This window comes from Desulforhopalus glucosivorans, assembly GCF_054397165.1.
In genome coordinates, this window is record NZ_AP044854.1 from 4359480 (window position 1) to 4385914 (window position 26435).

14 protein-coding genes are annotated in these 26435 nt (G+C 47.1%); 10 read left to right on the top strand and 4 right to left on the bottom strand.

The genetic code is table 11. The features are described from left to right. The first annotated feature begins 252 nt into the window (after nt 1-252). From ACX6CI_RS18660 to ACX6CI_RS18670, 3 genes are all read left to right on the top strand, one after another. Nucleotides 253-1437: an ABC transporter substrate-binding protein gene (locus tag ACX6CI_RS18660; protein WP_458775171.1), complete on the top strand. Its 1185-nt coding sequence runs from the start codon at nt 253-255 to the stop codon at nt 1435-1437. 434 nt (nt 1438-1871) lie between these two features. Further along, nucleotides 1872-2222 (top strand): DUF3147 family protein, encoded by a 351-nt coding sequence (locus ACX6CI_RS18665; RefSeq protein ID WP_458775172.1) that lies wholly within the window; start codon nt 1872-1874, stop codon nt 2220-2222. Nucleotides 2223-2374: 152 nt separating this feature from the next. Next, a complete protein-coding gene (locus ACX6CI_RS18670) occupies nt 2375-4621 on the top strand; it encodes a peptidase U32 family protein (RefSeq protein WP_458775173.1) in 2247 nt (748 codons plus the stop codon). 60 nt (nt 4622-4681) lie between these two features. Here the strand turns inward: ACX6CI_RS18670 and mnmH are convergent, their stop codons facing one another. Beyond that, nucleotides 4682-5728, bottom strand: a complete 1047-nt coding sequence (mnmH, locus tag ACX6CI_RS18675; protein ID WP_458775174.1) for a tRNA 2-selenouridine(34) synthase MnmH — start codon at nt 5726-5728, stop codon at nt 4682-4684. A gap of 142 nt (nt 5729-5870) precedes the next feature. After that, a complete protein-coding gene (locus tag ACX6CI_RS18680; protein ID WP_458775175.1) occupies nt 5871-6608 on the bottom strand; it encodes a 16S rRNA (uracil(1498)-N(3))-methyltransferase in 738 nt (245 codons plus the stop codon). A gap of 167 nt (nt 6609-6775) precedes the next feature. On the opposite strand from ACX6CI_RS18680, the gene ACX6CI_RS18685 reads away from it, so the two are divergent. Further along, complete coding sequence (locus ACX6CI_RS18685) at nt 6776-7129, top strand: PilZ domain-containing protein (protein ID WP_458775176.1); 354 nt, start codon at nt 6776-6778, stop codon at nt 7127-7129. Nucleotides 7130-7183: 54 nt separating this feature from the next. Here ACX6CI_RS18685 and prmA read toward each other — a convergent pair whose 3' ends face one another. Further along, nucleotides 7184-8083, bottom strand: coding sequence for a 50S ribosomal protein L11 methyltransferase (prmA, locus tag ACX6CI_RS18690; protein WP_458775177.1), 900 nt, complete (start codon nt 8081-8083; stop codon nt 7184-7186). 173 nt (nt 8084-8256) lie between these two features. On the opposite strand from prmA, the gene ACX6CI_RS18695 reads away from it, so the two are divergent. The 4 genes from ACX6CI_RS18695 (at nt 8257) to ACX6CI_RS18710 (ending at nt 14384) form a co-directional block, all read left to right on the top strand. Then, nucleotides 8257-9564, top strand: a complete 1308-nt coding sequence (locus tag ACX6CI_RS18695) for a paraquat-inducible protein A (protein WP_458775178.1) — start codon at nt 8257-8259, stop codon at nt 9562-9564. Next, nucleotides 9561-12290: a PqiB family protein gene (locus tag ACX6CI_RS18700; protein ID WP_458775179.1), complete on the top strand. Its 2730-nt coding sequence runs from the start codon at nt 9561-9563 to the stop codon at nt 12288-12290. Before ACX6CI_RS18695 ends, ACX6CI_RS18700 begins: the two co-directional genes overlap by 4 nt. A 483-nt stretch (nt 12291-12773) precedes the next feature. Further along, nucleotides 12774-13094, top strand: coding sequence for a PilZ domain-containing protein (locus tag ACX6CI_RS18705; RefSeq protein WP_458775180.1), 321 nt, complete (start codon nt 12774-12776; stop codon nt 13092-13094). 84 nt (nt 13095-13178) lie between these two features. After that, nucleotides 13179-14384 carry an EAL and HDOD domain-containing protein gene (locus ACX6CI_RS18710; RefSeq protein WP_458775181.1) on the top strand — a complete coding sequence of 402 codons (1206 nt, stop codon included), beginning with the start codon at nt 13179-13181 and terminating at the stop codon, nt 14382-14384. Nucleotides 14385-14448: 64 nt separating this feature from the next. Here the strand turns inward: ACX6CI_RS18710 and ACX6CI_RS18715 are convergent, their stop codons facing one another. Then, nucleotides 14449-14652, bottom strand: a complete 204-nt coding sequence (locus tag ACX6CI_RS18715; RefSeq protein WP_458775182.1) for a homocysteine S-methyltransferase family protein — start codon at nt 14650-14652, stop codon at nt 14449-14451. Nucleotides 14653-14888: 236 nt separating this feature from the next. Here ACX6CI_RS18715 and ACX6CI_RS18720 point away from each other — a divergent pair, with 236 nt between their 5' ends. Then, nucleotides 14889-15116: a TolC family protein gene (locus tag ACX6CI_RS18720; RefSeq protein ID WP_458775183.1), complete on the top strand. Its 228-nt coding sequence runs from the start codon at nt 14889-14891 to the stop codon at nt 15114-15116. Between the two features lie 22 nt (nt 15117-15138). Then, nucleotides 15139-26430, top strand: a complete 11292-nt coding sequence (locus ACX6CI_RS18725) for a VCBS domain-containing protein (RefSeq protein ID WP_458775184.1) — start codon at nt 15139-15141, stop codon at nt 26428-26430. Nucleotides 26431-26435 lie beyond the last annotated feature (5 nt).

The window sequence follows — 26435 nt, forward strand, 5'->3', positions numbered from 1 at the left end:
GTATACATATGCTAGAAATCACAACTAAACTCCTACTACTCGTTAAGGTATGAAAATAATACCCTGCAAACGTTGTTTACTTAGAATAAACTTGTTTTTGCATGTAGCACATGGTAGTTCTCTTTCCCTGTAACATAACATTACTTCTCATAAACTATAAAAAATACAGTGATTTCCATGACAGCAGTTCCTTGATTGGTCTCATGTAGGTAAAGGGGTTGTTGTGTCAAAAAGAAGGAGGAGGACTCCACAGTGCAAAAGGTATTAAAATCCAACCTATACTATTCCATACTGATTTTCGCTTTTTTATTATCCCTTGGATCTGTGTGCCAGGCTGCCGAAACAATAAAAATAGGCCTAAATCTTTCCTACAGTGGTTCTCGTAAATCTTCTGGCCTTGCCTCTAAAATCGGCGCTGAAATGGTTAAAGACCAGGTCAACAGTGCTGGCGGTCTATTAATCGGTGGAAAGCAATATACAATAGAGTTTGTCCATGCTGACAATCAGTCATCTACCCAACAGGCTGTGTCCAATGGACTTAACCTGATCACAAAACAAAAGGTACTTGCCATTATTGGTCCCAATGCCAGTTCAAGGGCCATACCGGCGGGAGGAATAAGCCAATCGTTTGGCACCCCCATGATCTCTCCCACCTCTACTAACCCCAAAACAACCATGAACAGGTCCTACGTTTTCAGAGCCTGTTTTCTTGACCCGTTCCAAGGGGAGGCAATGGCAAGCTTTGTCAGCACAGAGTTTAACGCTAAAAAAGCCGCAGTCTTGTACAATATTTCCAGCGCCTACCCCAAAGGACTTGCTGAATTTTTCAAAACAGCGTTTGAAGCAAAACATGGGGCAGGCTCTGTTGTTGCCTTTGAGGATTTTCTTTCATCTGAAAAAGATCTCTCCGGTCAACTGAGCAAAATTGTCAAAGCAAAACCGGATGTGCTCTTCGTCCCTCAATACGACTATGAAATCCCTGAGATTGTCAAACAAGCACGGAAAACAGGCTGGGAAAAAGTAATTCTTGGTGGAGACGCATGGGAAACGAGTAGTCTCATAGATGAATGTGGAGATCTCTGTAAAGGTCTCTATTTCACATCTCATTTTGCAGCAATAGGAGCTAAAGGAAAAACTAAAGAATTTGTAGATAACTATCAGGCTATTGCCAATGCACTACCCACTGGCAACAGCGCCTTGGGTTATGATGCAACAGACCTGTTACTCACCGCAATCTCTTCCATTGAAAAACTCTCAGGAGACTTGATTAAAGATCGTGCTGCAATACGTGATCAACTCACCAAGATCAAAGGTTTTCAAGGGGTATCAGGAACTCTCGATATGACAGAGGGTGGTGACCCGGTCAAGAGTGCGGTGATCATTAAAATTAATGAAAACAATGAATTTGAGTCTTACAAGACCCAGAATCCTGTTTAAAAATACTACTGTCTGAACCTTCTTTTCGCTTATTAAACTAAGCGAAAAGAGGATCGAATATTTTCATCTGTTCATCGCCGCCACGGGCATAAGGTTTCGCAATCCACACGAACATGATCAGCAAACTCACCCCCCATTATCCACAGTGAACCCACTTGTCCGACCGCCTTTCTTCCATACAAGCTTTAATTGTTGAATGATGGTGTCAGGAGACCAATCCAAGTCAAGGGGCTCCCGAATAATCTGGTCGGTTTTCACAATGCATTTTTGGACGTTTCTGATTGTTTCTTTTGTTTACTCATAACGGAGCTTGGTTGAGTGTAAAAGATTGGCGGCTTTACTTGCCTCCTATAGAGCTTAGAATATATAATAAAGTTCCTGTTTTCAGGGTTGCCCAAACTAAAAGTATATATTGTCTATGAGGATACATCCAAGTGACATTCTATCTTGCCAAAATAGCAATCACTACAACTCTCATTCTAATCATATCTGAGCTTGCCAAGCGCAACACACTTGCCGGGGCAATATTGGCGTCAATTCCGCTGGTCTCGATACTTGGGATGTTTTGGCTTTACATAGAAACAAAGGATACCACCAGAGTCAGCTCTCTTGCTGTGAGTGTCTTCTGGCTGATTCTCCCCTCCCTTGTACTCTTTGTCACACTTCCCCTGCTTCTCAAGCACGGTTTCAGTTTCTATGTGAGTATCAGTATCTCCATAGCTGCTACAGTTGTGAGTTATCTCCTTATGGTGACGATCCTGCACCACTTTGGAATACGACTCTAATAAAGAGTACGACACACCGTGATAAGCGGTTGCATGCTCACACCCCATATGCCATATTCTGATCCGGTAAAAATAAGATTTACTCAAATTGTATCGGCACAATGTCTCGGCTTAATTGCTGGTAAAATACGCTGTAAGGAAAACAAACGATCATGGTTCCTAAAATAGAATTACTCGCTCCCGGTGGTGACATAGACTCCATCAAAGCGGCGATTGCAGCGGGGGCTGATGCAATCTACTGTGGTCTTGAGCGCTTCAACGCTCGCAATCGTGCTGAGAACATCAGCTACGAGCAATTACAGGGGATCCTGCACCTTGCCCATAAAAACGACTGTCAGGTGTTTCTTACCTTAAATATCATTATCGTTGAACCTGAGATTGCCACATTAACTACTCTTTTAAATAAACTCAGCAATAGCAGTATTGATGGAATCATCCTCCAGGACATAGGGATGTTGTATCTTTTGCAAAAATATTTCAAGAGTCTTCCTGTCCATGGATCCACCCAGCTCACCACCCATAACCGTGGACAAATCGACTTCTTAAGTAGCTTGGGTGTCACGAGGGTCAACCTATCCCGGGAACTCAACCTTCAAGAGATTACCTTACTCACTGAAAAAGCCCACCAAACCAACATTATGACAGAGGTCTTTGTCCACGGCTCCAACTGCCTCTCTTTTTCCGGACTCTGCTATATCAGCTCGGTGCTTGATGGGAAATCGGGTAACCGTGGCCGCTGTAGCCAACCGTGCAGAAGCGAGTATCAAACAACCCAGATGGGAAACAACTTTCCATTTAACCTCAAAGATAACTCTGCGTTTAATGATCTCGAGAGTCTTGCTGAGGCGGAGGTTGATTCTCTCAAAATTGAAGGAAGAATTAAGAAGTTCCATTATGTATATACGGTGGTTGCAAGTTACCGGCAACAACTGCAGAATTACTATAATCGCCAGGAGCTATCGAAAGGAAGCACAGGTCTCTACAAGGTCTTTAACAGAGACTTCACCAACGGCTTTTTAGCCGATGATATCCATAAGGGTATGTTTATCGATAACCCCCGGGACAACTCTGCCCTGCACCTGGCAGGTACTTTCACCGGAAATATTGAAGAGAATCTGGAGCAAGCTAAACGACAGCTCTATGACGAAAAAACCGACATCATCGTCCACGTTCAAGATACGATTAAACACCTCAGCATTGATAAGGTCCCTCTCACCATTGTCCTAAGCGGTACGATGGATAGAACTCTTCAAATCAACATCACCACCGGCGACACCTCTTATGATATTGAAAGCCATGTACCCCTTCGAACTGGCCTCCCAGGAAACAACAGTATTACCCACCACAATATGGAAAAACTGTTCCGAAGCCTTAACGACTCAGAATATCAACTTGAAAACATTATCTTAAATGACCTGCAGCCCGAGCTCCAGCTACCATTCAAGGAGCTAACCAGAATAAAAAGAAATATCTTCAAACTTCTGCATAATTCAAAAGAATTTGTTGCTCCCGTCACCCTGCCACGCCTAAAACAGAATAGATCACAGAAACAGCAACCCTCTCTTTCAGTTCTGATTGCGTCACCTGAGGACACCTATCTCTTAGACAGTCAGGCAGAAGTCTATTTTGAATTACCCGGGTGCTTTGATAAGAATATTTCAAAGTATGTTGATCTTTTTGAAGAAAATGACAAACTGATTCCCTGGTTCCCGGCTGTCATGATCGGGGAGCATTTTGAAAATGCAATTAAACTGTTACAGCGACTCAATCCACAATCAATTGTTACCAATAATAGTGGAATAGCCCATGAGGCGAGCAAACTGGGCATTAACTGGATAGCGGGCCCACACCTCAATATTGCCAACTCCTACTCTCTCTTATGCCTGAAAGAAGAGTTTCACTGTGCCGGGGCCTTTATATCAAACGAGCTCAACAACTATCAGATAAAGACCATTAAGAAGCCGGAGAACTTTAGCCTCCACTACAGTATCTATCACCCGATCATCATGATGACCAGTAGGCAATGTCTGTTTCATCAGGTTACCGGATGTGAAAAAGACAGTGTAGACGATCAGTGCCTCAGTCACTGCCAAAAAAAATCGACCATTAGAACACTACAAGGAACATCTATCATCGTTGATAAACAGTCTGGTCATTACCACACCGTCTACAACAACCACAACTTCCTTAATACCGCCATTATAACGGACACAAAAGACATATTTGACAATTATTTTATAGACCTGCGTAACATAGAAACAGAGACGAACAGCCCCAGGGATAAAAGAGAGACAGTTCAGTATTTTGAAGATTGTCTCAAAGGAAAAGACCCGGAAGGAGACAAGGTCAGGCAGCGAATATACCCGACCACAGACAAGCAGTACATCAAAGGAATTTAACCCGAATTTCAAATCTTGCACCACCTTAACTGATGATAAATCCGGATTCGCCTTCTACTATTATTCAAGCAGGGAAGCCCGAAACGCAGTCAATTGTTCAGCAACTTTATTGATGGATTCAGAAGAGACCTCCAGATCGAAGTTGTATTCGCTCATACTCCGTGCATATCTCTTATCGTAATAGTCTACCAGAAGAATACGTACGAGGTCGTGGAGCTGATTGCTGTTAAACAGATCGCACATCTCCTCTACACGGGCAGCACCCATGCTCTGTTTCAAAGAGAGGAGAATCTTCAAAATATCCTGCCGTTTTTTTTCTCCTTCCACCGGATAGTCTTCCACTATTCGTTCAATTCTTGTCGTAAGACTGCAGGTGATATTCACAAGAACAGCACTCTTCATGGCCATGGCAAATGGCTTTGGGATAAAGACCCTACCGATTTTTCGGCTTTCACCCTCTACAAAATATGGTTCCTGCCCCAGAGTTTCTGCCGCTTGAACAAGCTCGCTCTCAAAAGTTCTCTGGCAGCTTGGCTCACGGTCCAGACCTCCAAACAGTGAACTCCGATGTCTTGCCAACTCTTCAAGGTCAATACTGTTATCGAGTGCCTGGATGATTCGTGTCTTTCCAGTCCCGGTTAGACCATGGAGTACAATGAGTTTTGGAGCGTAGCTATCGAGAAATCCAAGAACTCCATGTCGGTATGTCTTATATCCCCCAATGATCTGGTGTGCCTTATACCCTGACTGCAATAGAAGGTTCACGATGGCCCTAGAGCGCATCCCGCCTCGTGCACAACAAACCGCCACCACCCTGTCCCGATATGGTTCAAATGCTCCTAGTAGTTCTCCTATCTTTGCCCCCACATAGGAAAACCCCTTATCAATGGCCTTATCCTGGCCCCCATGTTTATATATGGTACCTATAACCGCTCGCTCATCCTCATCAAAAAGAGGAACATTCACAGCACCCGGCACAGTCCCCACCTTATACTCAGCCGCTGAACGCACATCCACAATGAGATGGCCGGCTGCCAGCGCCTCTTCAAAAGAGACGGGAGGACAACTGTTTTGCAAAATTTTTGACCGGGAAAGTTCTTCTTTCATTGTTACTCTATCCTTAACCCGATTTTCTCAAGTTATTATTAATTCCAAATAAAACCATATTATTACCTGATCTACTCTTTTCTACATGGATACAAATCGTGAAGATAATATCAAAAAATCATACAAGACAGGGGGAGATGGTTTACAGGCTGCCGGTCAGGTATTGAACAATGGAAACAGCCGTAAGTGTTGCTGTCTCTGCCCGGAGGATACTCTGGCCAAGACTTACAGTTACCCATCCATGCTGACGTGCCAGTTCTATTTCTTCATGGCTGAGCCCACCTTCGGGCCCAAGTAACAGTGCTATGGACTCAGCAGAGGATAAGCCCACTACATCTTGTAAATGAAATTCTTTTTCCTCTTCCCAAAATAGCAGACGCACGGTTTTCTCACCAAGCTCCTCACTTGCTACAGCCTCTTCAAATGTTACTGGTGCATCTATATCCATAGGCATAGGTCGCATACACTGCTTGCAGGCAGCAAGCCCGATCCGTTGCCAACGACCATGTTTTTTTTGCCCCACCACAGGATCCAGTTTTCCCTGACACCTTGAACTCTGAAAAGGGACCATAGTTGTCACACCTAATTCAGTGCACTTCTGCACCACAGTGTCCATTTTCTCACCCTTAAGAATGGCCTGACATACCAGCACACCTCCAGAGCTTTGTGCATTCTCACTTAGGGTCCCTGTAATTCTTGCCGCAACCACCCTGCCCAGATCCGATATTACACCCTTGTAAATCCTACCTTTACCGTCCAGGAGTTCTACACCAGCACCAACGTCCAACCGCAGAACCTTTTTTATATGCCGGGATTCTTCCTTTGAAAGAGTAACGGTGTCATCACGTCGTGTTGCAGGATCGAAGAAAAAACGTCTCATCTCTGTTACCAACTGTTTATGAATCTAATGTATCTAATATATCTTACGGTGCTGCAAGTGAGAGCGTCAAAAGAGCTTTAAAAATTGACAACCCGCATTACTTACCGTAATTATGAATAAAGAATTTTATTTTGACCTCAACCATGCAACAAGGAAATACAGAGACCATGTCAACAAACCGCAGGGAGCAGGAACGATTTTCTCTCAATTTGCAGGCAAAGATATCCTACAGACACTCAAAAGACCAGCCCCAGGTTATTGATACCGTAGCAGCAAATATAAGTTCCGGCGGTGCATTTTTAGAAACTGACCACCAATTTCCCATGGCAAGCAAGGTGGATATCAAATTCTATCTCAGTGTCGACGATCTAAAAAAACTTAAATTCATCCTCTCCATGGAAAGCCTCAGACAGATACAAGGTGATCACACCTGGGTGAACACTACCGGCATTGTCATCAGACAAACAGAAGATGGTATCGGTGTCATCTTTGACACTGACTATCAGTTTACCCCCATCTAATCCGGATAATCAGCAACGGTCAATCAATGGGATAAGTGGTAGCCCCCACATTTCTTAAACCTTTTTTATAAATCGTATTGCTGACCACTCATCGCGAATTTTCTCACCAACCGGGCTCATACCTTTTTCACTAAAAATTCGCTTGATATTGGCAAGCTGCTTTTCTGCAAGTAAACCTGAAAGAATCAGAGCACCCCCCTTAGCTGTCAGTCTGATAAGATCATCCGCCATGCTGATAAGAACATCGTGAACGATGTTTGCAACCACAACATCGTAGGATTCAGTTATCTCATCAAGGGAATCAAGACTCACATCCATCTTGTCCTGCATCCCATTAAATACAACATTCTCCTTTGCAGCTTTTACCGCCTCCGGATCATTATCCGTGGCTCGAACCTCGTTTGCCTCAAAGAGAACAGCGGCCATTCCAAGAATTCCAGTCCCGGTACCCACATCCAAAACCCTCTTATCACTTGATTCAAGAAGGCTTTCCCGAATAAACTCAAGTGTAAGGGATGTGGTCGCATGGTGCCCCGTTCCAAAGGCCATCCCCGGATCCATGGTGATAATAGACTCATCTTCTTTGGGAACATAATCTTCCCATGTGGGCACAATCACGAGGCCCGGCACAATAGCAAAGGGTTTAAAATGTTCCTTCCAGCTCTTTCCCCAATCCTTGTCTTCGATGATTTTTGAACTAAGCTTCGGAGCGGCAACATTAAAAATATCCTGTAATTCATCTAAATACACTGAAAGCTGATCGAGAATCCTCTCTACCTCTTTTGGGTCAGGGTCTGGATCCTGGATATAACCATTTATTGTACCATAATCCGGTTCATCTATTGCCGCCGCCTCAACTCCTGCATCCAGTACTCCAATCAGGAAATCACTTATGGATTCAATAAGAGCAGGATCTGCCGTTACTGTAACCTGTAACCATTTTTGGGTTGCCATTTAAACTTCTCCAATCTCTTATTGCCCTATGGATAAAAATCTCCATGATAGATTCATCCAAGGGTTTTTTAATTCAATATTTTCATATGACAAACGGCTCCTTTCACGATAATATATCGTAGACGAGCAACCGTCTCATCGTTCACAATCAATTCTTTTACAAGGTATATAAATTGGAGTCCGCAAGCAACACAACACATATCATAATCTGCCCGGACTGCGATCTTCTTTTACCAGGACACAAGGTGCCGCCAGACTGCTCCATTTCCTGTCCCAGATGTGGCAGGACCCTTAAGAGATTTAAAAAAAATTCTATTCAACGGACCCTTGCCCTGTCGCTCACAGGCCTACTCCTCTACCTGCCGGCAATGTTTCTGCCCCTGATGACTTTTGAAAGTCTGGGGTTCAGCGACTCGGCCAATGTAATCGAATCGATAGTAAACTTTTACAAAAATGACTACTATTTTGTCTCCCTGATGGTTTTCCTGTCCGCTCTCGTCTTCCCGCTGCTGCTACTATCCATGATTTGTACCATAAGCCTTAACCTCCAGCACAAACGTTACCCGAAGTATCTAGCTAAGTTATTCAGGAGTTTTCTCCACCTGGAAGAATGGGCAATGGTTGAGGTGTATCTTCTTGGAATAATGATAACAATAATAAAGATGGTGGACAGCACAGAGATAGTCTACCTGCCGGGATTATTCTGTTTTACTGCACTTGTACTCATCTCCCTTGCTATCTCTACGACCATAGACAAAGAATATTTCTGGGGTCTTATAGACTCTCGAAATAGCAAAAACAGAAATGATATAACGTATACATCTGTAGCAAATAGTCCGCCTACCACCGGCCAAAGAGAAAATCTCACCTCTTGCCATAGTTGTGAAAACGTACTTCCCACGATCTTTGACGGAAAAAAGTGCCCTCGATGTGGTGAAACTGTCCACATACGTATACCACAAAGCTACAGTAAAACATGGGCACTGGTTTTTACCTCATTGGTCCTGATCTTTCCAGCAAACCTCCTGCCCATCATGGAGGTCAACTTTCTCGGTGTAGCTGACAGATCCACAATTCTTGACGGGATTATTTATTTTTTCCAGCACGGCTCTTTTGTCATTGGGCTTGTTATCTTTACCGCATCAATACTAGTACCGGTGTTTAAAATAATCGGTCTCTCGATTCTTCTCCTCTCAAAGAGTCACTGTGGAAACAGTTTTTTAAGACAAAAAACTTCAATGTACCGATTTATCGCTTTTGTGGGCAGGTGGTCTATGCTCGACATCTTTGTCATAGCTTTGCTCACGACCCTTGTGGACTTTGGTTTTTTCACCTCAATTTATGCAGCTCCGGCGGCCACCTATTTCTGTATGGTGGTCGCCTCAACTATGTTTGCAGCAATTACCTTTGATCCTCGTATCATGTGGGACAAGTGCTCCGAAATCCAACCCATCTCAACCATAACAAAACACCAAACATGACTTCTGAACCCGTTGTATCAAAAAACAAGGGCATTTCAGCTGTATGGACACTTCCTCTCGTGGCACTATGTATCTGCTGCTGGCTTGTCTACTCAAGCTATAAAAATGCGGGAGAAGAGATAACAATCTATTTTCATGATGCTTCTGGTATTACTGCAGGAAAAACACAGGTTATAACACGGGGCATTCCAATTGGTCTTGTGCAAAGTATCTCCCCAGATCTTACCAACCAGCAGATCAAGGCCACCGTCAAAATCGATAAGGAAGCGGTGAAATACCTGGTGGAAGATACTCTTTTCTGGATTGTTCGACCGGAACTTTCTGCAAGCTCCGTTCGCGGTCTTGAAACCATTCTCTCGGGAAGCTATATCGGAGTTCAGGTTGGCCGCTCAACCACGCCAAGAGATGAATTTGAGGGACTCAACTCCCCCCCTCCCATCCCTTCTGATACCCCGGGCCTGCATCTGCAATTAAGAGCCGAGGCCCTTGGTTCCATTCAGGTGGGAACTGGCATCTATTACAGAAATATAAAGATCGGTTATGTAACTAAGCACCAGCTTGACGGCGATAAGAGTGTACTCATTGATTTTTTTGTAGAGCCAAACTTCTCCCATCTCGTCCGTTCAGGCAGCAGGTTTTGTAATGCCAGTGGCCTTCAGCTGAGCGGAAAACTCCCTAATTTTAAATTACGCGTTGAGTCACTGGCCTCCCTTTTAAAAGGCGGTATCCTCCTCCATACACCCGAGCAGATGCAAGACAGTGAACAGGTTAAAAATGGTCACACCTTCTCCCTTTTTAAAGACTATGAGGCTGCCAACTACGGTATAGCCATGACCCTGAACTTGGCCTCTGGTAAAGATATTCTGGAAGCCTCAACTAAGGTGATGTACCGTGGACTGGAAGCTGGTTTTGTCAAAGAAATCACTATCAACGACGATGAACAAAGAACAGTTACAGCACATATACTACTTGACCCCAGGGCAGAATTGATTCTGAGGGAAAATACAAAATTCTGGCTTGTAAAACCAGAAATTGCACCTTCAGGTATACAGAACCTGCAGCTTCTTTTATCTGGAGCCTATATTACTTTTCAACCTGGAACAGGCGAGTATACCAACCATTTTAATATTCTTTCAGAACCTCCTGCGCTTACTCCCCTCAGGCCAGGAAAGTCTTTTACGCTTGAGTCGGAAAATCCCACGGGTGTGAGTCGAAATGCACCTATATACTTTAAAAATATTGTTGTGGGTCAGGTGGTGGATGTTGATCTTGAACGTTCAGGGCAAAACATTCACACAAATATATATATTTTTGAGAAATATCTCCACCTGCTGAGTACAAAATCAATTTTCTGGCTGCATTCCGGAGTTGAATTCAGTGCCTCCCTGGATAAGGGGGTTTCCTTGTCAACTGGACCACTTACCAAAATGCTCAACGGAGGGATCAGCTTCACTACTCCTGATAAACTTGCTAAAAAGAAGAATTTTACACCAGCAGAGCATTTCAAATTCACCCTCCATGACAACTACAAAAACGCCACAGTCGGGGTTCCAGAACTCCAGCGCTCTGGTATATCCGTCAAAATATTATCCAGCGATGCCAGCTCTCTTTCCATTGGCTCACCAGTCCTGCATAAAAATATCCAAATTGGTGTTATTGATGATTTCAGTCTCACAAAAGATCAAAAGAATGTCCTGGTTGAATGTTTTATCTATACAGAATATCAAAATCTTATCCACAATAAGACCAGATTTTACAACACCAGCGGCTTTCAGTTTTCAGGTGGATTAGGTGGAGTACGCTTTCAGAGTGGATCACTCAACTCTATCATTAAAGGAGGCATCGGCTGTCTCACCATCGAAACGGCTCTTCCTAAAAAACCAGGGAGTCCATACCCCCTCTATGCAGACTTATCTGCCGCTCTTAACGCTGACGAAGTCGAATTGACGGTACGCCTCCAGGCATCAAGGGGACTCCGTGAAGGCTCAGCTGTTCGCTACAAAGGTATTAAGGTAGGCAAGGTAACAAAACTCATTTTCTCAGATGATTTACATTCCATTATCACGACCGTGCAGGTGAATCGAACTGTGGAAGAACTTTTTCGTAAAAATACCAAGATTTGGGTCGCTGAAGCTGAGATCAATCTCAGAGGCGTAAAAAATGTTGAAACCCTCGTTTTCGGATCATATCTCGATTTTCTCCCAGGTGATGGTCCTGCTACCCGTAATTTTACTGCCATAAATAGACCGCCAAGAACTGAACTGGCAAACCTAGATGGGCTTGGTATCATTCTCGATGCAAAACATCTTGGTTCAGTATCCATTGGCTCTCCTGTGTACTATCGTCAGGTACAGGTGGGTAAGGTTACCGGCTATGAACTCTCTCCGACCTTTCAAAAAGTTCATATATTTATCTCTATTAAAGAACAGTACAGACCAATAATTCGCAGCAACACAAAGTTTTGGAATGCGAGCGGAATTTCCATTAAGGGGGGAATATTCTCAGGCGTTACCGTCTCAACGGAATCCTTTGAGGCCATCATGAAAGGCGGTATAGCACTGGCCACACCTGAAGACGAAAAAGAGTGGGAATCGGCATCTCCCGGAGATCATTTCAAACTGTATGAAAAAGCCAAGAAAGAGTGGCTCGACTGGAATCCGGATGTGATTGTATTAGAACTGGAAGAGTCCCAATCAATTCTTGATCAGACAGGCGGAGATAAATAGAGAGGCCTGGTCCATTGCTGAGGGACAATCAAGCACGATCTTTCAACCACTCAGTAGAAAAAAGGATTCTTTACTCTGATCAATTCTAATGAGTTGAGTCTTTTGTAAATAACGCAGTTGTCTGGCCTTTAACAACGCCCCATATGCTTTGATCTTTGTAGTGTATCATTGAGTTCAATGAATATCAGTGATATTGCAGGACGTCAGGCTACTACTATACATATCTTTATGCGGTTTCTATCTTTTCCGGACCTCTCTCCTTGGTCTATATGAGTTACATTACATATATCTATGAGTAATAGCTCATTCATCGCCTCTGGCATTTGTCATGTGTTAGGCTTTGTGATAGTCTTCAATGCATGAGTATTCTTCAAATGTTAACGAACACAAAATGCTTTTGTAGTTATAGTCAGTAGACAGTATAAGTTTGATTTTAATCGGATCTTATAACGCCACTTGGACAGGCTCTTTCAAGAGGAAGACATGAAATCAAAACGCTCCGCATTGAGGTTTCCATGCAGTAATATACTGCTGAGTTACAAAACAGCCTATGATGAAGGTGAGGCGAGGTTGGTTAATATCTCTATTGACGGTTGCGCATTTGAACAACCGAGCTTGGCATTACCACTCCAGGAAAAGGTTCTTATATCCTTCACATTACCAGGAGAAGATTATGCTTTTGAGGCACGTGGCATAGTAGTTAGAGAGGATGTTGAGTGCACAGCAATCCGCTTTACACTTGTGGAAAAGGAAGATCAGGTGAAGATGAGAAAACATTTTTCAAAAATGATGCGAACCAAATGACTGTGGCACCATGTGTCACTTGCAATGAAAATCTTTGTTTATCTTCTAATACAATAACAAGAAATTGGGCCTTATCCTGAAATTATGGAACAGTTTATTGCTCGACAGCCAATACTAAATATCAATAAGCGGCTTTACGGTTATGAATTACTATACCGTGGCACACCTGGAAAAATGCTGGGGCAGGTCAGTGGTGAGCAGGCGACAGCCAGTCTCCTTTCCAGCGCTTTTCTCACGGGTGATATAGAGGTAATTTCAAACAATCGACTCTGTTTTGTCAATTTCACCACAGATCTACTAAAAAACGATCTGCCACTTTCTTTTCCAAAGAATAAGATAGTGGTAGAAATTCTTGAAGATGTCGAACCAACCCCTGAAATAGTGTCTATCTGTTCAAAGCTCAAAGATCGTGGTTATACCTTAGCTCTTGATGACTTCGTATATGATAGAAAATACGAACCACTGCTCGAACTGGCAACGATTGTTAAAATCGATATTCGCCTCACTCCTCTCAATAGTTTGGTGAGGACCCTTAATTTACTCAAACATCACCGGGTTAAGTTATTGGCTGAGAAGGTTGAAACAGAAAAAGAGTTTATACTCGCAAACCGGATGGGGTTTTCCTATTTTCAAGGCTATTTTTTCTGCAAACCTGAAGGTATTAAGATTAAGGAAATATCAGCAATAAAATTAAACCTGATCAGGCTTCTAGCTGAAATAACGAAAAAAGAAATTGAATTGGAACGATTACGAGAAATAATTTTATCGGATGTAGCAATTTCGTACAAACTATTGCGGTTTCTCAATTCAGCTTTTTTCTATCTCCTTCAAGAAGTTACTACTGTACAACATGGGGTTGCCCTACTTGGAGAGAAGGAACTCAGAAGCTTTTGCCTGGTTGTCATTGTATCGGAGTTGGCCACCGACAAACCGGATGAACTTGTGCGGTTAGCCTTAGTACGAGCCAAATTCTGTGAACTGCTGGGTAAAATGACGAACAGTTCAGAGACAGAGTCTGCTGACCTTTTCATGGTTGGATTATTCTCACTACTCGATGGAATGTTAGGCTGTTCAATGTCAGAGATTCTGGAAAAACTACCTATCACCGTTGTGGTAAAAGACACGCTACAGGGAAAAGAGAATAGGTATTTGGGCTTTTTACATTTGGCCGAGGCATTAGAAAAGAACAACCTCAGCGCCTGTAAAAGATACCAGCATAATCTGTTTCTTACCGATGAGCAAACACATGAATGTTACGTGGAGGCTGTCAAATATTCCAACCACCTATAGGCGGTAAGAGTGACTACGCAGTTTAAACTCTTAAAAAATGATTGCATCCAGGTCTTTTTAATTATCAGGTCAGTTTTTTACAAAGATCAGCGATGTGTTCAGGCCCGATCCCACAACACCCGCCAATTAAAGTCGCTCCATCCCAAACCCATTGCCGAACCCAGTCCAAATATACTGATGTAGTTAAGTCAGTTCGTACTTCATTCCGACTCTCGTTATCTTTTGCACCCTTGTGTTGCGGCGGAGACGAATTGGCATAAGCCCTCATCTCGATATTTTCGGTTAAAAAAATGATGGAAAATGTAGAGCTTATAACCAATTAAATCAGGCTGACTTTTCATATAAATCAAAGCTCCAAAATATTTCAATTCCATTGTTTTTTGTGATACCATGATTATAACGTTATGAATATCAACTTCTTAGCTATTTGTTTTTCTTATATATCCGCTGAAATACGAAGTGAGAGTGGTCTAAGCAAAACATATTAGTTTTAAAGAGGCTTGTATGAATCATTACCCTTGTCTATGCCTTGTCACTTTGGGTGTTTTCCTTTTTTCAGGTGGGTTTGTTCAGGGTGAATCCCTGCAAGTGGCAATCGACCAGGTCATAAAAACTAACCCACAAGTTAGCGCACAAGCTTACAACAGACTGGCACGTGATCAGCAAATAAAGCAGGCTTATTCTGGTTATTTCCCTACTTTGGATGTTATGGCAGAAGGGGTAAACGCATAGTTTTCATCTCAAAAGGTACCTCATGGAATCTCCCCAATCAGCACGTTTAAATAGCAGTAACTCAGTAAAAATTACCGACCAATGTCGTGTACAGGCAACAACAGGTACAGTCTTCATTCTTGATGAACAGGGCCGGCCTTCTGTTCTGGAGAGTGGTAAAACCCTACACCCTGGCGATATTGTTATCATTGAAAGTGGCTCGATGTCTCTTACAATCCAGGATGGGACTACGTTAACAGTGATGAGTCGTGATCAGGTCATCGTCAGCACACCTGAAGATATATCCCCTGATTCTGACGGGCAGGTAATGCAGCAGCCTGAGATAGCTGATGAGAAGGTCTCCGAGGAGGAGGCAGAAAACAAGCCCCAGGAACACGATGCTGAACCATCACATAGTGTTGAGTTACCCTTTGTGATGGTACTGACAGGACAGGAAGTGACACCAGAGTCAGGCGTGGGGTCAACAGGGATATCCAGCCAGATGTTTAGCTCAGGCAATCTTGGGGCCCTGGGAGTCCTCTCGTCTGAGATCATGGTACTTCAGGTTTCCCAGGAGGACACGTTATCGTCCTTTTCCCGAGCTTCTGATTATATTCATGACAAATTCACTTTTCCATCCGATTTATTATTGAATCCCGGATCTCAACATGGCAACAATGCTCTTACTCAGGCTTCTATAACGATGAGTCGGGCAGCTTCTGGCTCGGCACCAACCATTATCCCACCCCATGCCGCTGTTTTTGGTGGTATTGATTCTGGTTCTCTAACTGAAGATTCCCACATAAAAACCGAAGGAATTCTGACTGTAACTGACCCCAACCCAGGTGAAGATCATTTCAATAGTGAAACACAAATCGGGGCTACGGGAACCTTTTCAATGAACACCAATGGGCATTGGTCTTTTGCACTCAACAATGCCTCGCCCACTATTCAGACTCTCGCTGCAGGGGAAACACTTACCAATACATTTATTGTACATAGTGCTGATGGAACCAGGCATCAGGTTGTATTAACCATTAAAGGGACTAATGATAATCCTGTAATAAACTCCATCGCCTCTATGTCAGTAGATGAAGATGGCACAGCAGTTACCGGTCAGATCAGTTCAATCGATGTTGATCATGGTGATACAGCTACCTACTCAACGAGTGTTACCCACCCCGGTTTCACCTTGAATCCGGATGGCAGCTATTCTCTTGATCCTAAAGATGCTTCCTTTCAGCATCTGGCGGCTGGAGAAAAGGAAACAATCACAATACCCGTGGTTGCAACCGACAACCAGGGCGGGCAGAGTACGCCACAGAATCTTGTCATCACAGTTACGGGAACCAATGATAATCCCGTTGTTCAATCCATCGCAGCCAAGACAGTGGCAGAAGATGGCACACCAGTTACCGGTCAGATTAGTTCCACCGACGTGGACCATGGGGATACAGCTACCTACTCAACGAGTGTTACCCACCCCGGTTTCACCTTGAATCCGGATGGCAGCTATTCTCTTGATCCTAAAGATGCTTCCTTTCAGCATCTGGCGGCTGGAGAAAAGGAAACAATCACAATACCCGTGGTTGCAACTGATAAACAGGGCGGGCAGAGTACGCCGCAGAATCTTGTCATCACAGTAACGGGAACCAATGATAATCCCGTGGTGCAGTCTATTGCAGCCAAGACAGTGGCAGAAGATGGTGCTCCGGTTACTGGTCAGATGAGTTCCACCGACGTGGACCATGGTGATACAGCTACCTACTCAACGAGTGTTACCCACCCCGGTTTCACCTTGAATCCGGATGGCAGCTATTCTCTTGATCCTACAGATGCTTCCTTTCAACATCTTGCTGCAGGAGAAAAGGAAACAATCACAATACCCGTGGTTGCAACCGATAACCAGGGCGGGCAGAGCACGCCACAGAATCTTGTCATCACAGTTACGGGAACCAATGATAATCCCGTTGTTCAGTCCATCGCAGCCAAGACAGTGGCAGAAGATGGCACACCAGTTACCGGACAGATCAGTTCAACCGATGTTGATCATGGTGATACAGCTACCTACTCAACGAGTGTTACCCACCCCGGTTTCACCTTGAATCAGGATGGCAGCTATTCTCTTGACCCTAAAGATGCTTCCTTTCAGCATCTTGCGGCTGGAGAAAAGGAAACAATCACAATACCCGTGGTTGCAACTGATAACCAGGGCGGGCAGAGTACACCGCAGAATATTGTCATCACAGTAACGGGAACCAATGATAATCCCGTGGTGCAGTCAATTGCAGCCAAGACAGCCACAGAAGATGGAGCTCCAGTAACCGGTCAGATCAGTTCAACCGATGTTGATCATGGTGATACAGCTACCTACTCAACGAGTGTTACCCACCCCGGTTTCACCTTGAATCCGGATGGCAGCTATTCTCTTGACCCTAAAGATGCTTCCTTTCAGCATCTTGCCGTAGGAGAAAAGGAAACCATTACAATTCCCGTGGTTGCAACCGATAACCAGGGCGGGCAGAGTACGCCACAGAATCTTGTCATCACAGTTACAGGAACCAATGATAATCCCGTGGTGCAGTCAATTGCAGCCAAGACAGTGGCAGAAGATGGCACACCAGTTACCGGACAGATCAGTTCAACCGATGTTGATCATGGTGATACAGCTACCTACTCAACGAGTGTTACCCACCCCGGTTTCACCTTGAATCCGGATGGCAGCTATTCTCTTGATCCTACAGATGCTTCCTTTCAACATCTTGCTGCAGGAGAAAAGGAAACAATCACAATACCCGTGGTTGCAACCGATAACCAGGGCGGGCAGAGTACGCCACAGAATCTTGTCATCACAGTTGCGGGAACCAATGATAATCCCGTTGTTCAATCCATCGCAGCCAAGACAGTGGCAGAAGATGGCACACCAGTTACCGGACAGATTAGTTCCACCGACGTGGACCATGGGGATACAGCTACCTACTCAACGAGTGTTACCCACCCCGGTTTCACCTTGAATCCGGATGGCAGCTATTCTCTTGATCCTACAGATGCTTCCTTTCAGCATCTTGCTGCAGGAGAAAAGGAAACAATCACGATACCCGTGGTTGCAACCGATAACCAGGGCGGGCAGAGCACGCCACAGAATCTTGTCATCACAGTTACGGGAACCAATGATAATCCCGTGGTGCAGTCAATTGCAGCCAAGACAGTGGCAGAAGATGGCACACCAGTTACCGGTCAGATTAGGTCCACCGACGTGGACCATGGAGATACTGTAAGCTATTCAACAAGTGTGATGCACCCCGGTTTCACCTTGAATCCGGATGGCAGCTATTCTCTTGACCCTAAAGACCCATCGTTTCAACATCTGGCGGCAGGAGAAAAGGAAACAATCACAATACCCGTGGTTGCAACCGATAACCAGGGCGGGCAGAGTACGCCACAGAATCTTGTCATCACAGTTACGGGAACCAATGATAATCCCGTGGTGCAGTCAATTGCAGCCAAGACAGTGGCAGAAGATGGTGCTCCGGTTACTGGTCAGATTAGTTCAACTGATGTAGATCATGGTGATACAGCTACCTACTCAACGAGTGTTACCCACCCCGGTTTCACCTTGAATCCGGATGGCAGCTATAGTCTTGATCCTACAGATGCTTCCTTTCAGCATCTTGCTGCAGGCGAACATGAAACCATTACAATTCCCGTGGTTGCAACCGATAACCAGGGCGGGCAGAGTACGCCACAGAATCTTGTCATCACAGTTACGGGAACCAATGATAATCCCGTTGTTCAATCCATCGCAGCCAAGACAGTGGCAGAGGATGGCACACCAGTTACCGGTCAGATTAGTTCCACCGACGTGGACCATGGTGATACAGCTACCTACTCAACGAGTGTTACCCAACCCGGTTTCACCTTGAATCCGGATGGCAGCTATAGTCTTGATCCTAAAGATGCTTCCTTTCAGCATCTTGCTGCAGGAGAAAAGGAAACAATCACGATACCCGTGGTTGCAACCGATAACCAGGGCGGGCAGAGCACGCCACAGAATCTTGTCATCACAGTTACCGGCACCAATGACGCGCCGGTGGTAAGCGGTGCAACGACGCTCGCATCGGGAACCGAAGATACTGCTGTCACCCTGCACGCCGCGGACCTGCTCAGTCACGCTACCGATGTCGACACTACAGACACACTTAGCGTTCAGAACCTCAAAGCCGATCACGGAACCATCACATCAAACCCCGATGGCAGCTTCACCTTTACTCCGGACAAGGATTATAACGGGCCGGTGAGTCTGAGCTACGAAGTGACGGACGGTCATGGCGGTACCGTGCAGACCAGTGCCACCATGAACCTGGCAGGTGTTGGGGATGCGGCCACTTTCAGTGGAGATGACAGTGGTTCGTTAAAAGAAGATGTTCACGTTCACACAAGTACAGGTACACCCCGGCTTTTAGTGTCAGGTTTTCTGGATGTGCATGATCCGGACGCGGGACAGGACCACTTTCAATTCAGTCAATTCGGTGAGCACGCTGTGCATGATCCGTTTAACGGTCATTTACAAATAGACAGAGTGGGCAGCTGGGCATACGAAATAGACAATAACAACCCTGTGCTACAGCGTTTAGGCGAAGGACAGACTGAAGTCGTTACCTACCGTGTACGTTCCGCTGATGGCACAACTCACGATATCAATGTTACCGTCACCGGCACTAACGACTCGCCGGTACTGCAGGCCCAGAGCCAGAGCGTGACCGAGGACGGCAGTCTGTTATCCGGCCAGATGGTGGCCACTGATGTGGACAGCGGCGATACGCAGTCGTTTTCTGCTGCTAACCCTCCGGCAGGTTTCACACTGAATAAAGACGGCAGCTACTCCTTTGACCCCACCGACCAGGCCTACCAACATCTGGCAGCCGGGCAGACTGAGAAAGTGACCATCCCGGTAACCGTGACAGACAGTGCAGGGGCAACGTCCACACAGAACCTTGAAATCACCGTTACCGGCACCAATGACGCGCCGGTGGTGAGTGGGGCAACGACGCTCGCATCGGGAACCGAAGATACTGCTGTCACCCTGCATGCCGCCGACCTGCTCAGTCACGCTACCGATGTCGACACCACAGATACGCTTACCGTTCAGAACCTCAAAGCCGATCATGGAACCATCACAACCAACCCGGACGGCAGCTTCACCTTTACTCCGGACAAGGATTATAACGGGCCGGTGAGTCTGAGCTACGAAGTGGCAGATGGTCACGGTGGGACAGCGGCGACCAGCGCCTCGATAACCCTGGCACCTACCGGTGATGCAGCGACGATTGCAGGTACTGATACCGGTCAAGTTGTTGAGGATCAGATACACGGTATGCAATGGCTCGAAACATTCGGTAAGCTTTCGATCACCGACCCAGATGCCGGGGAGGCACGTTTCATCGGCAATGCCCATTACCAGCCAGCATACCCGACGAGTATGGGCGGTTCGGTAGTGATCGCTCCTGACGGAAATTGGAGTTATATCATTGATAACAACAAGCCCGCTGTGCAGCAGTTGAAAGCGGGGGAAAGCGCGGTTGACCGAGCAACCGTTCGCTCTGCCGATGGTACGACCCATGAGATCCAAATCACCATCCACGGCACCAACGACGCCCCGATGCTGCAGGCCCAGAGCCAGAGCGTGACCGAGGACGGCAGTCTGTTATCTGGCCAGATGGTGGCCACTGATGTGGACAGCGGCGATACGCAGTCGTTTTCTGCTGCTAACCCTCCGGCAGGTTTCACACTGAATAAAGACGGCAGCTACTCCTTTGACCCCACCGACCAGGCCTACCAGCATCTGGCGGCTGGACAGACCGAGAAAGTGACCATCCCGGTAACAGTCACAGACAGTGCAGGGGCAACGTCCACACAGAACCTTGAAATCACCGTCTCCGGAACCAACGACGCGCCGATGGTCAGCGGTGCGACAACATTGGCGCCAGGAACCGAGGATACATCAGTGACCCTTCAGGCCGCCGACCTGCTCAGCCACGCCACCGATGTGGATACGACCGACACCCTGTCGGTTGCCAACCTTCACGCCGATCACGGCAAAATCACATCAAACCCCGATGGCAGTTTCACCTTTACCCCGGACAAGGATTACAACGGGCCGGTGAGTCTGAGCTACGAAGTGACGGACGGTCATGGCGGCACCGTACAGACCAGTGCCACCATGAACCTGGCAGGCGTCGGAGATGCGGCAGTTATCACCGGCACAGATACCGGAGATGTCACTGAAGATCGGATCAGCTATGGGGGTATGTTGCGAACTCATGGCCAATTGACAGTAACCGATCCTGACAGTGGGGAGGCCGTTTTTGTCGGGGACCCCGTACGGGTGACGTATCCGACCAGCCTCGGGGGTAATGCGTCGCTCGCGATTAGTCCGGACGGCAGTTGGATATACACAGGGGATAACAACAATCCGAAGGTGCAGGCGCTAAAGGCGGGTGAGACGCTGGTTGATACTGTGACTGTACATACCAAGGATGGTACCAGTCACCAGATCCAAATCACCATCCACGGTACCAACGATGCGCCGGTACTGCAGGCCCAGAGCCAGAGTGTGACCGAGGACGGCAGTCTGTTATCCGGCCAGATGGTGGCCACTGATGTGGACACCGGTGATACGCAGTCGTTTTCTGCTGCTAACCCTCCGGCAGGTTTCACACTGAATAAAGACGGCAGCTATTCCTTTGACCCCACCGACCAGGCCTACCAGCATCTGGCGGCTGGGCAAACAGAGAAAGTGACCATCCCGGTCACCGTCACAGACAGTGCAGGGGCAACGTCCACACAGAACCTTGAAATCACCGTCTCCGGAACCAACGACGCGCCGATGGTCAGCGGTGCGACAACATTGGCGCCAGGAACCGAGGATACATCAGTGACCCTTCAGGCCGCCGACCTGCTCAGCCACGCCACCGATGTGGATACGACCGACACCCTGTCGGTTGCCAACCTTCACGCCGATCACGGCAAAATCACATCAAACCCCGATGGCAGTTTCACCTTTACCCCGGACAAGGATTACAACGGGCCGGTGAGTCTGAGCTACGAAGTGACGGACGGTCATGGCGGCACCGTACAGACCAGTGCCACCATGAACCTGGCAGGCGTCGGAGATGCGGCCACTTTCAGTGGAGATGACAGTGGTTCGTTAAAAGAAGATGTTCACGTTCACACAAGTACAGGTACACCCCGGCTTTTAGTGTCAGGTTTTCTGGATGTGCATGATCCGGACGCGGGACAGGACCACTTTCAATTCAGTCAATTCGGTGAGCACGCTGTGCATGATCCGTTTAACGGTCATTTACAAATAGACAGAGTGGGCAGCTGGGCATACGAAATAGACAATAACAACCCTGTGCTACAGCGTTTAGGCGAAGGACAGACTGAAGTCGTTACCTACCGTGTACGTTCCGCTGATGGCACAACTCACGATATCAATGTTACCGTCACCGGTACCAACGATGCGCCGGTACTGCAGGCCCAGAGCCAGAGCGTGACCGAGGACAGCACTCTGCTACAAGGGCAGATGGTGGCCACTGATGTTGATACCGGTGATACGCAGAGCTTTAATGCAACCGCGCAGGTTGCCGGATTCAATATGAAATCGGATGGTAGTTATACCTTCGATCCTACCGACCAGGCCTACCAGCACCTGGCAGCCGGGCAGACTGAAAAGGTCACCATTCCTGTCACCGTCACCGACTCCCAGGGCGCAACGTCCACCCAGAATCTTGAAATCACCGTCTCCGGAACCAACGACGCCCCGGTGGTCGCCCCCCTCACCGACGCAGTGGATGAAGATGTGGCATCGCACTCAGTCGATTTACTCAGTGGTGCGACAGATGCGGAGGGCGACTCATTGGCTATCTCAGGAGTGCAGTTCATGGTCAATGGTGCTGCCACCGCCGGCCTCCCTCCTGGAGTAACAATGGATGGTGATGGTCACACTTTGCACATCGATACCACGGGGCAGGCCTACCAGCATCTGGCTGCAGGGCAACAGGAGGAGATCAAAGTCAGCTACATGGTGGAAGACGGGCATGGTGGTCAAACACAGCAGACAGCCACACTTACTGTCGAAGGTCAGGACGACAAGGCGACCCTGGTCTCTAATGTCATTCAAATGACTGAAACAGTGGCTTACGAATCTGGCATCGTCGGAAATGATCCGATCAGAGGACATCTGCAACTCAATGATCCGGATGACGGCGCTCCTCGGGAATTCGTATTCAGCGGCAGCTATGCCGGTCAAGGTCAGGCACCTGGTCATTTTACCATTTGGCCTGACGGCAGTTATGAGTTCAACGTGGAGATGGCAGGAAAACGGCAGATCCGGGATGTCGTCGATGGTCTCAAATCGGGTGAGACACTGGAATATAAATACAATGTACAAACTGCCGACCACCAGACAAAAGAAGTGATCATCCGGATTACCGGTGAAGACGATGCGGCAAGAATCGAAGTGAACCCGACGCAACCAGCCAATCAGACGGTTTATGAAGACTATACATCGCCTGGAGGCAGTGGTCATGATCTCCAAGCAGGAGGCATACTGAGTGCTATAGACCCTGATCATGGCGAGGCCGGGTTTAAACCGCAAAGGATCACCACTTCCGAAGGTGGTCATTTTCAAATCAGTGAAAGCGGTTCATGGTCCTTTTGGATTGACAATAACCTGCAGGCTGTGCAACAGCTCGGTGCACGCGATACCATAGTAAAAACCTTTACGGTGCAATCAATTGATGGATCTGCCACCCATGACATCCAGGTAACAATCCAGGGCACCAACGATGTACCTGTTTTACAGGCCCAAAGCCAGAGCGTCACTGAGGACGGAAGCCAGCTTTCCGGCCAGATGGTGGCGACTGATTCGGATACTGGTGATACGCAGTCATTTACCAGTTCAGCACAGGTTGGCGGTTTCAGCATGAAATCCGATGGCAGCTATACCTTTGACCCCACCGACCAGGCTTATCAGCATCTGGCCGCGGGCCAGACCGAGGTGATTCGAATACCGGTAACGGTAACTGACAGTGCAGGAGCAACATCAACGCAGAATCATGAAATTACGGTTACAGGCACCAACGATGCGCCGACCGTTACCGGAGCAACCACCCTTGCTGCCGGTTCCGAGGACACAGGCGTCACGCTACACGCAAGCGATCTACTGCAGCACGCCACCGATGTCGACACCACTGACACACTTTCCGTTCAAAACCTCAGAGCCGATCATGGCACGATCACCGATAATAAAGATGGTACTTTCAGTTTTACCCCGGACAAGGATTACAACGGGCAGGTGAGCTTTAGCTATCAGGTTCAGGATGGTCATGGTGGTTCAACGCCCGCTACTGCGACCATGAACCTGGCCGCCGTTGGTGACGCGGCAACTTTCAGCGGCGACGATACGGGCGGAATCATTGAGGACAAGAATCCTACCAGGGGTGTACAAGATCCAGCCCTTCTTACCTACGGTCATCTTGCTGTTAGCGACGCCGACGCGGGACAAAGTAACTTTGGTCCCAGAGGTTCAAGTTCGTCTAATGATCGTTTTGGTGGAAGCTTGCGGATTTCCGAGCACGGTAATTGGCGATATGAGGTTTCTAACAGTAAAGTCCAGCACCTTAGTGAAGGGCAGCAAGTCCAGGTCACCCATACCGTGCATTCCGCTGATGGGACGGCGCATGATATCGTGATTACCATTACCGGTACCAACGATGCTCCCACAGTGAGCGGCACCACGGACCTTGGTGCAACCGATCAGGACCAGAGTATAACCTTTACCCAGGCCGAGCTCACTGCCCACGTAACCGATATAGACGGAGATAAGGTGACTGTCAGTTCCGTTTCGGTGGATCCTTCAGCTGGTACAGTGAGTAGCAATCCGGACGGTTCGTTCACATTCACCCCGGCGCCCGGATTCAGTGGCGATAACGTACCTGTCTCATTTACCGCAACCGATGGCAAGGCCACAGCCCAAGGGGCTGCCACAATCGATGTGCACCAACAGGTCAATCATGCTCCGGTAATCGATACCAGCCAATTCACCTCTCACAAAAGTGGTCATAATCTAGTCGGATCCCTTGGGGCAACAGATACTGATAAAGGAGACAGTCAGCGCTGGTCCGTTGTAACACCGACTGGCGGACAAACGACATCCTCCCATGGGCAACTCGGTTCATTTTCCATTGATGCAAACAGCGGCTCCTTTACCTATGCTCCGGATGGCGCTGGCGGTCAGGTGCAAAAATCCGGAAAGATGCCGCCGGCAGGCCAGGTCATCGACTCTTTTCTGGTTGCAGTAACAGACAGCCAGGGGCTTTCCCACCAGATGCAGGTCGACATCCAGGTTGAAACCAATGCGCGGCATGTCCACGGGGCAAGTGGTCACTGGGTGGCTCGTATTGTCCCGGTGGGCGCGTCCCTAAATACCATGACCTCTCACGACGAAGCCCTTACCGATCCAGACATGACAGTTGATGAGCTTGATGCCCAACTGATTGCAGCCAGTGAAGAGATTCATAACCTTGAGACAGAGGGTAAAGACTCAAGCCAGGCGCAGGACAGATACGATGCTCTGATGGATCACAAGTCTGATCTGGAAGGTGCTGCACATACGCAGGAACCTGTGCAACAAACACCACAAGGAGGGAGTGAAATTGATGAGGTCTCAATATCTCTGGATAATGACCAACAGACGATTAGCCACGGTTCGCAGGACCAGTCTGCATCAATTTTCCAGCCTGAATCAGAAACAGAGGGAGTTGAGAGCGATGGTACAACGGAGGCACAATCCACTCTCCCCGATCTTTCCGGGTTGCTCTCTGAAGAAACAGCGCTGAACTTCGATTCGCTCAATAGCGGTACTTCTTCCGCAAGTGGACCCGACACATCTTCTCCTCAATCTTCAACCTATGCAACCCATGAAGAGAGTCAGGCGCAGGTAACCACACATACTGAAACGGGCAATGAACAATCTGAAACAACTGATAGAGAGTCATTGGGTGATAAAGAGGATAAAGCAGACAGCACCGATACGAAAAAAGGGATAAGCCGTGATGATATCCTGCATGATGAAAAAGGTAGCATAGATACCTTACTTTCATCCCAGCCAGAGAAACCTCTGGTGCCAGTGTCGGAGAATCCCGACGGCAATCAGGATAGCACTGACACAGTGGACCCTTCCAGTAAACATTCTTCTTCTGAAGATAATGCGACACCAGACAGCGGTGCACTGGATTCGAATCTGGTGGAAACCCCTGATGATACGGTTTAATCACA

Excerpts from the sequence above, each read along its gene's own strand:
- ACX6CI_RS18670 (WP_458775173.1), top strand. The coding sequence starts at position 2,375 with ATGGTTCCTAAAATAGAATTACTCGCTCCCGGTGGTGACATAGACTCC.
- mnmH (WP_458775174.1), bottom strand. The coding sequence starts at position 5,728 with ATGAAAGAAGAACTTTCCCGGTCAAAAATTTTGCAAAACAGTTGTCCT.
- ACX6CI_RS18680 (WP_458775175.1), bottom strand. The coding sequence starts at position 6,608 with ATGAGACGTTTTTTCTTCGATCCTGCAACACGACGTGATGACACCGTT.
- ACX6CI_RS18685 (WP_458775176.1), top strand. The coding sequence starts at position 6,776 with ATGTCAACAAACCGCAGGGAGCAGGAACGATTTTCTCTCAATTTGCAG.
- prmA (WP_458775177.1), bottom strand. The coding sequence starts at position 8,083 with ATGGCAACCCAAAAATGGTTACAGGTTACAGTAACGGCAGATCCTGCT.
- ACX6CI_RS18700 (WP_458775179.1), top strand. The coding sequence starts at position 9,561 with ATGACTTCTGAACCCGTTGTATCAAAAAACAAGGGCATTTCAGCTGTA.
- ACX6CI_RS18705 (WP_458775180.1), top strand. The coding sequence starts at position 12,774 with ATGAAATCAAAACGCTCCGCATTGAGGTTTCCATGCAGTAATATACTG.
- ACX6CI_RS18710 (WP_458775181.1), top strand. The coding sequence starts at position 13,179 with ATGGAACAGTTTATTGCTCGACAGCCAATACTAAATATCAATAAGCGG.
- ACX6CI_RS18715 (WP_458775182.1), bottom strand. The coding sequence starts at position 14,652 with ATGAGGGCTTATGCCAATTCGTCTCCGCCGCAACACAAGGGTGCAAAA.
- ACX6CI_RS18720 (WP_458775183.1), top strand. The coding sequence starts at position 14,889 with ATGAATCATTACCCTTGTCTATGCCTTGTCACTTTGGGTGTTTTCCTT.
- ACX6CI_RS18725 (WP_458775184.1), top strand. The coding sequence starts at position 15,139 with ATGGAATCTCCCCAATCAGCACGTTTAAATAGCAGTAACTCAGTAAAA.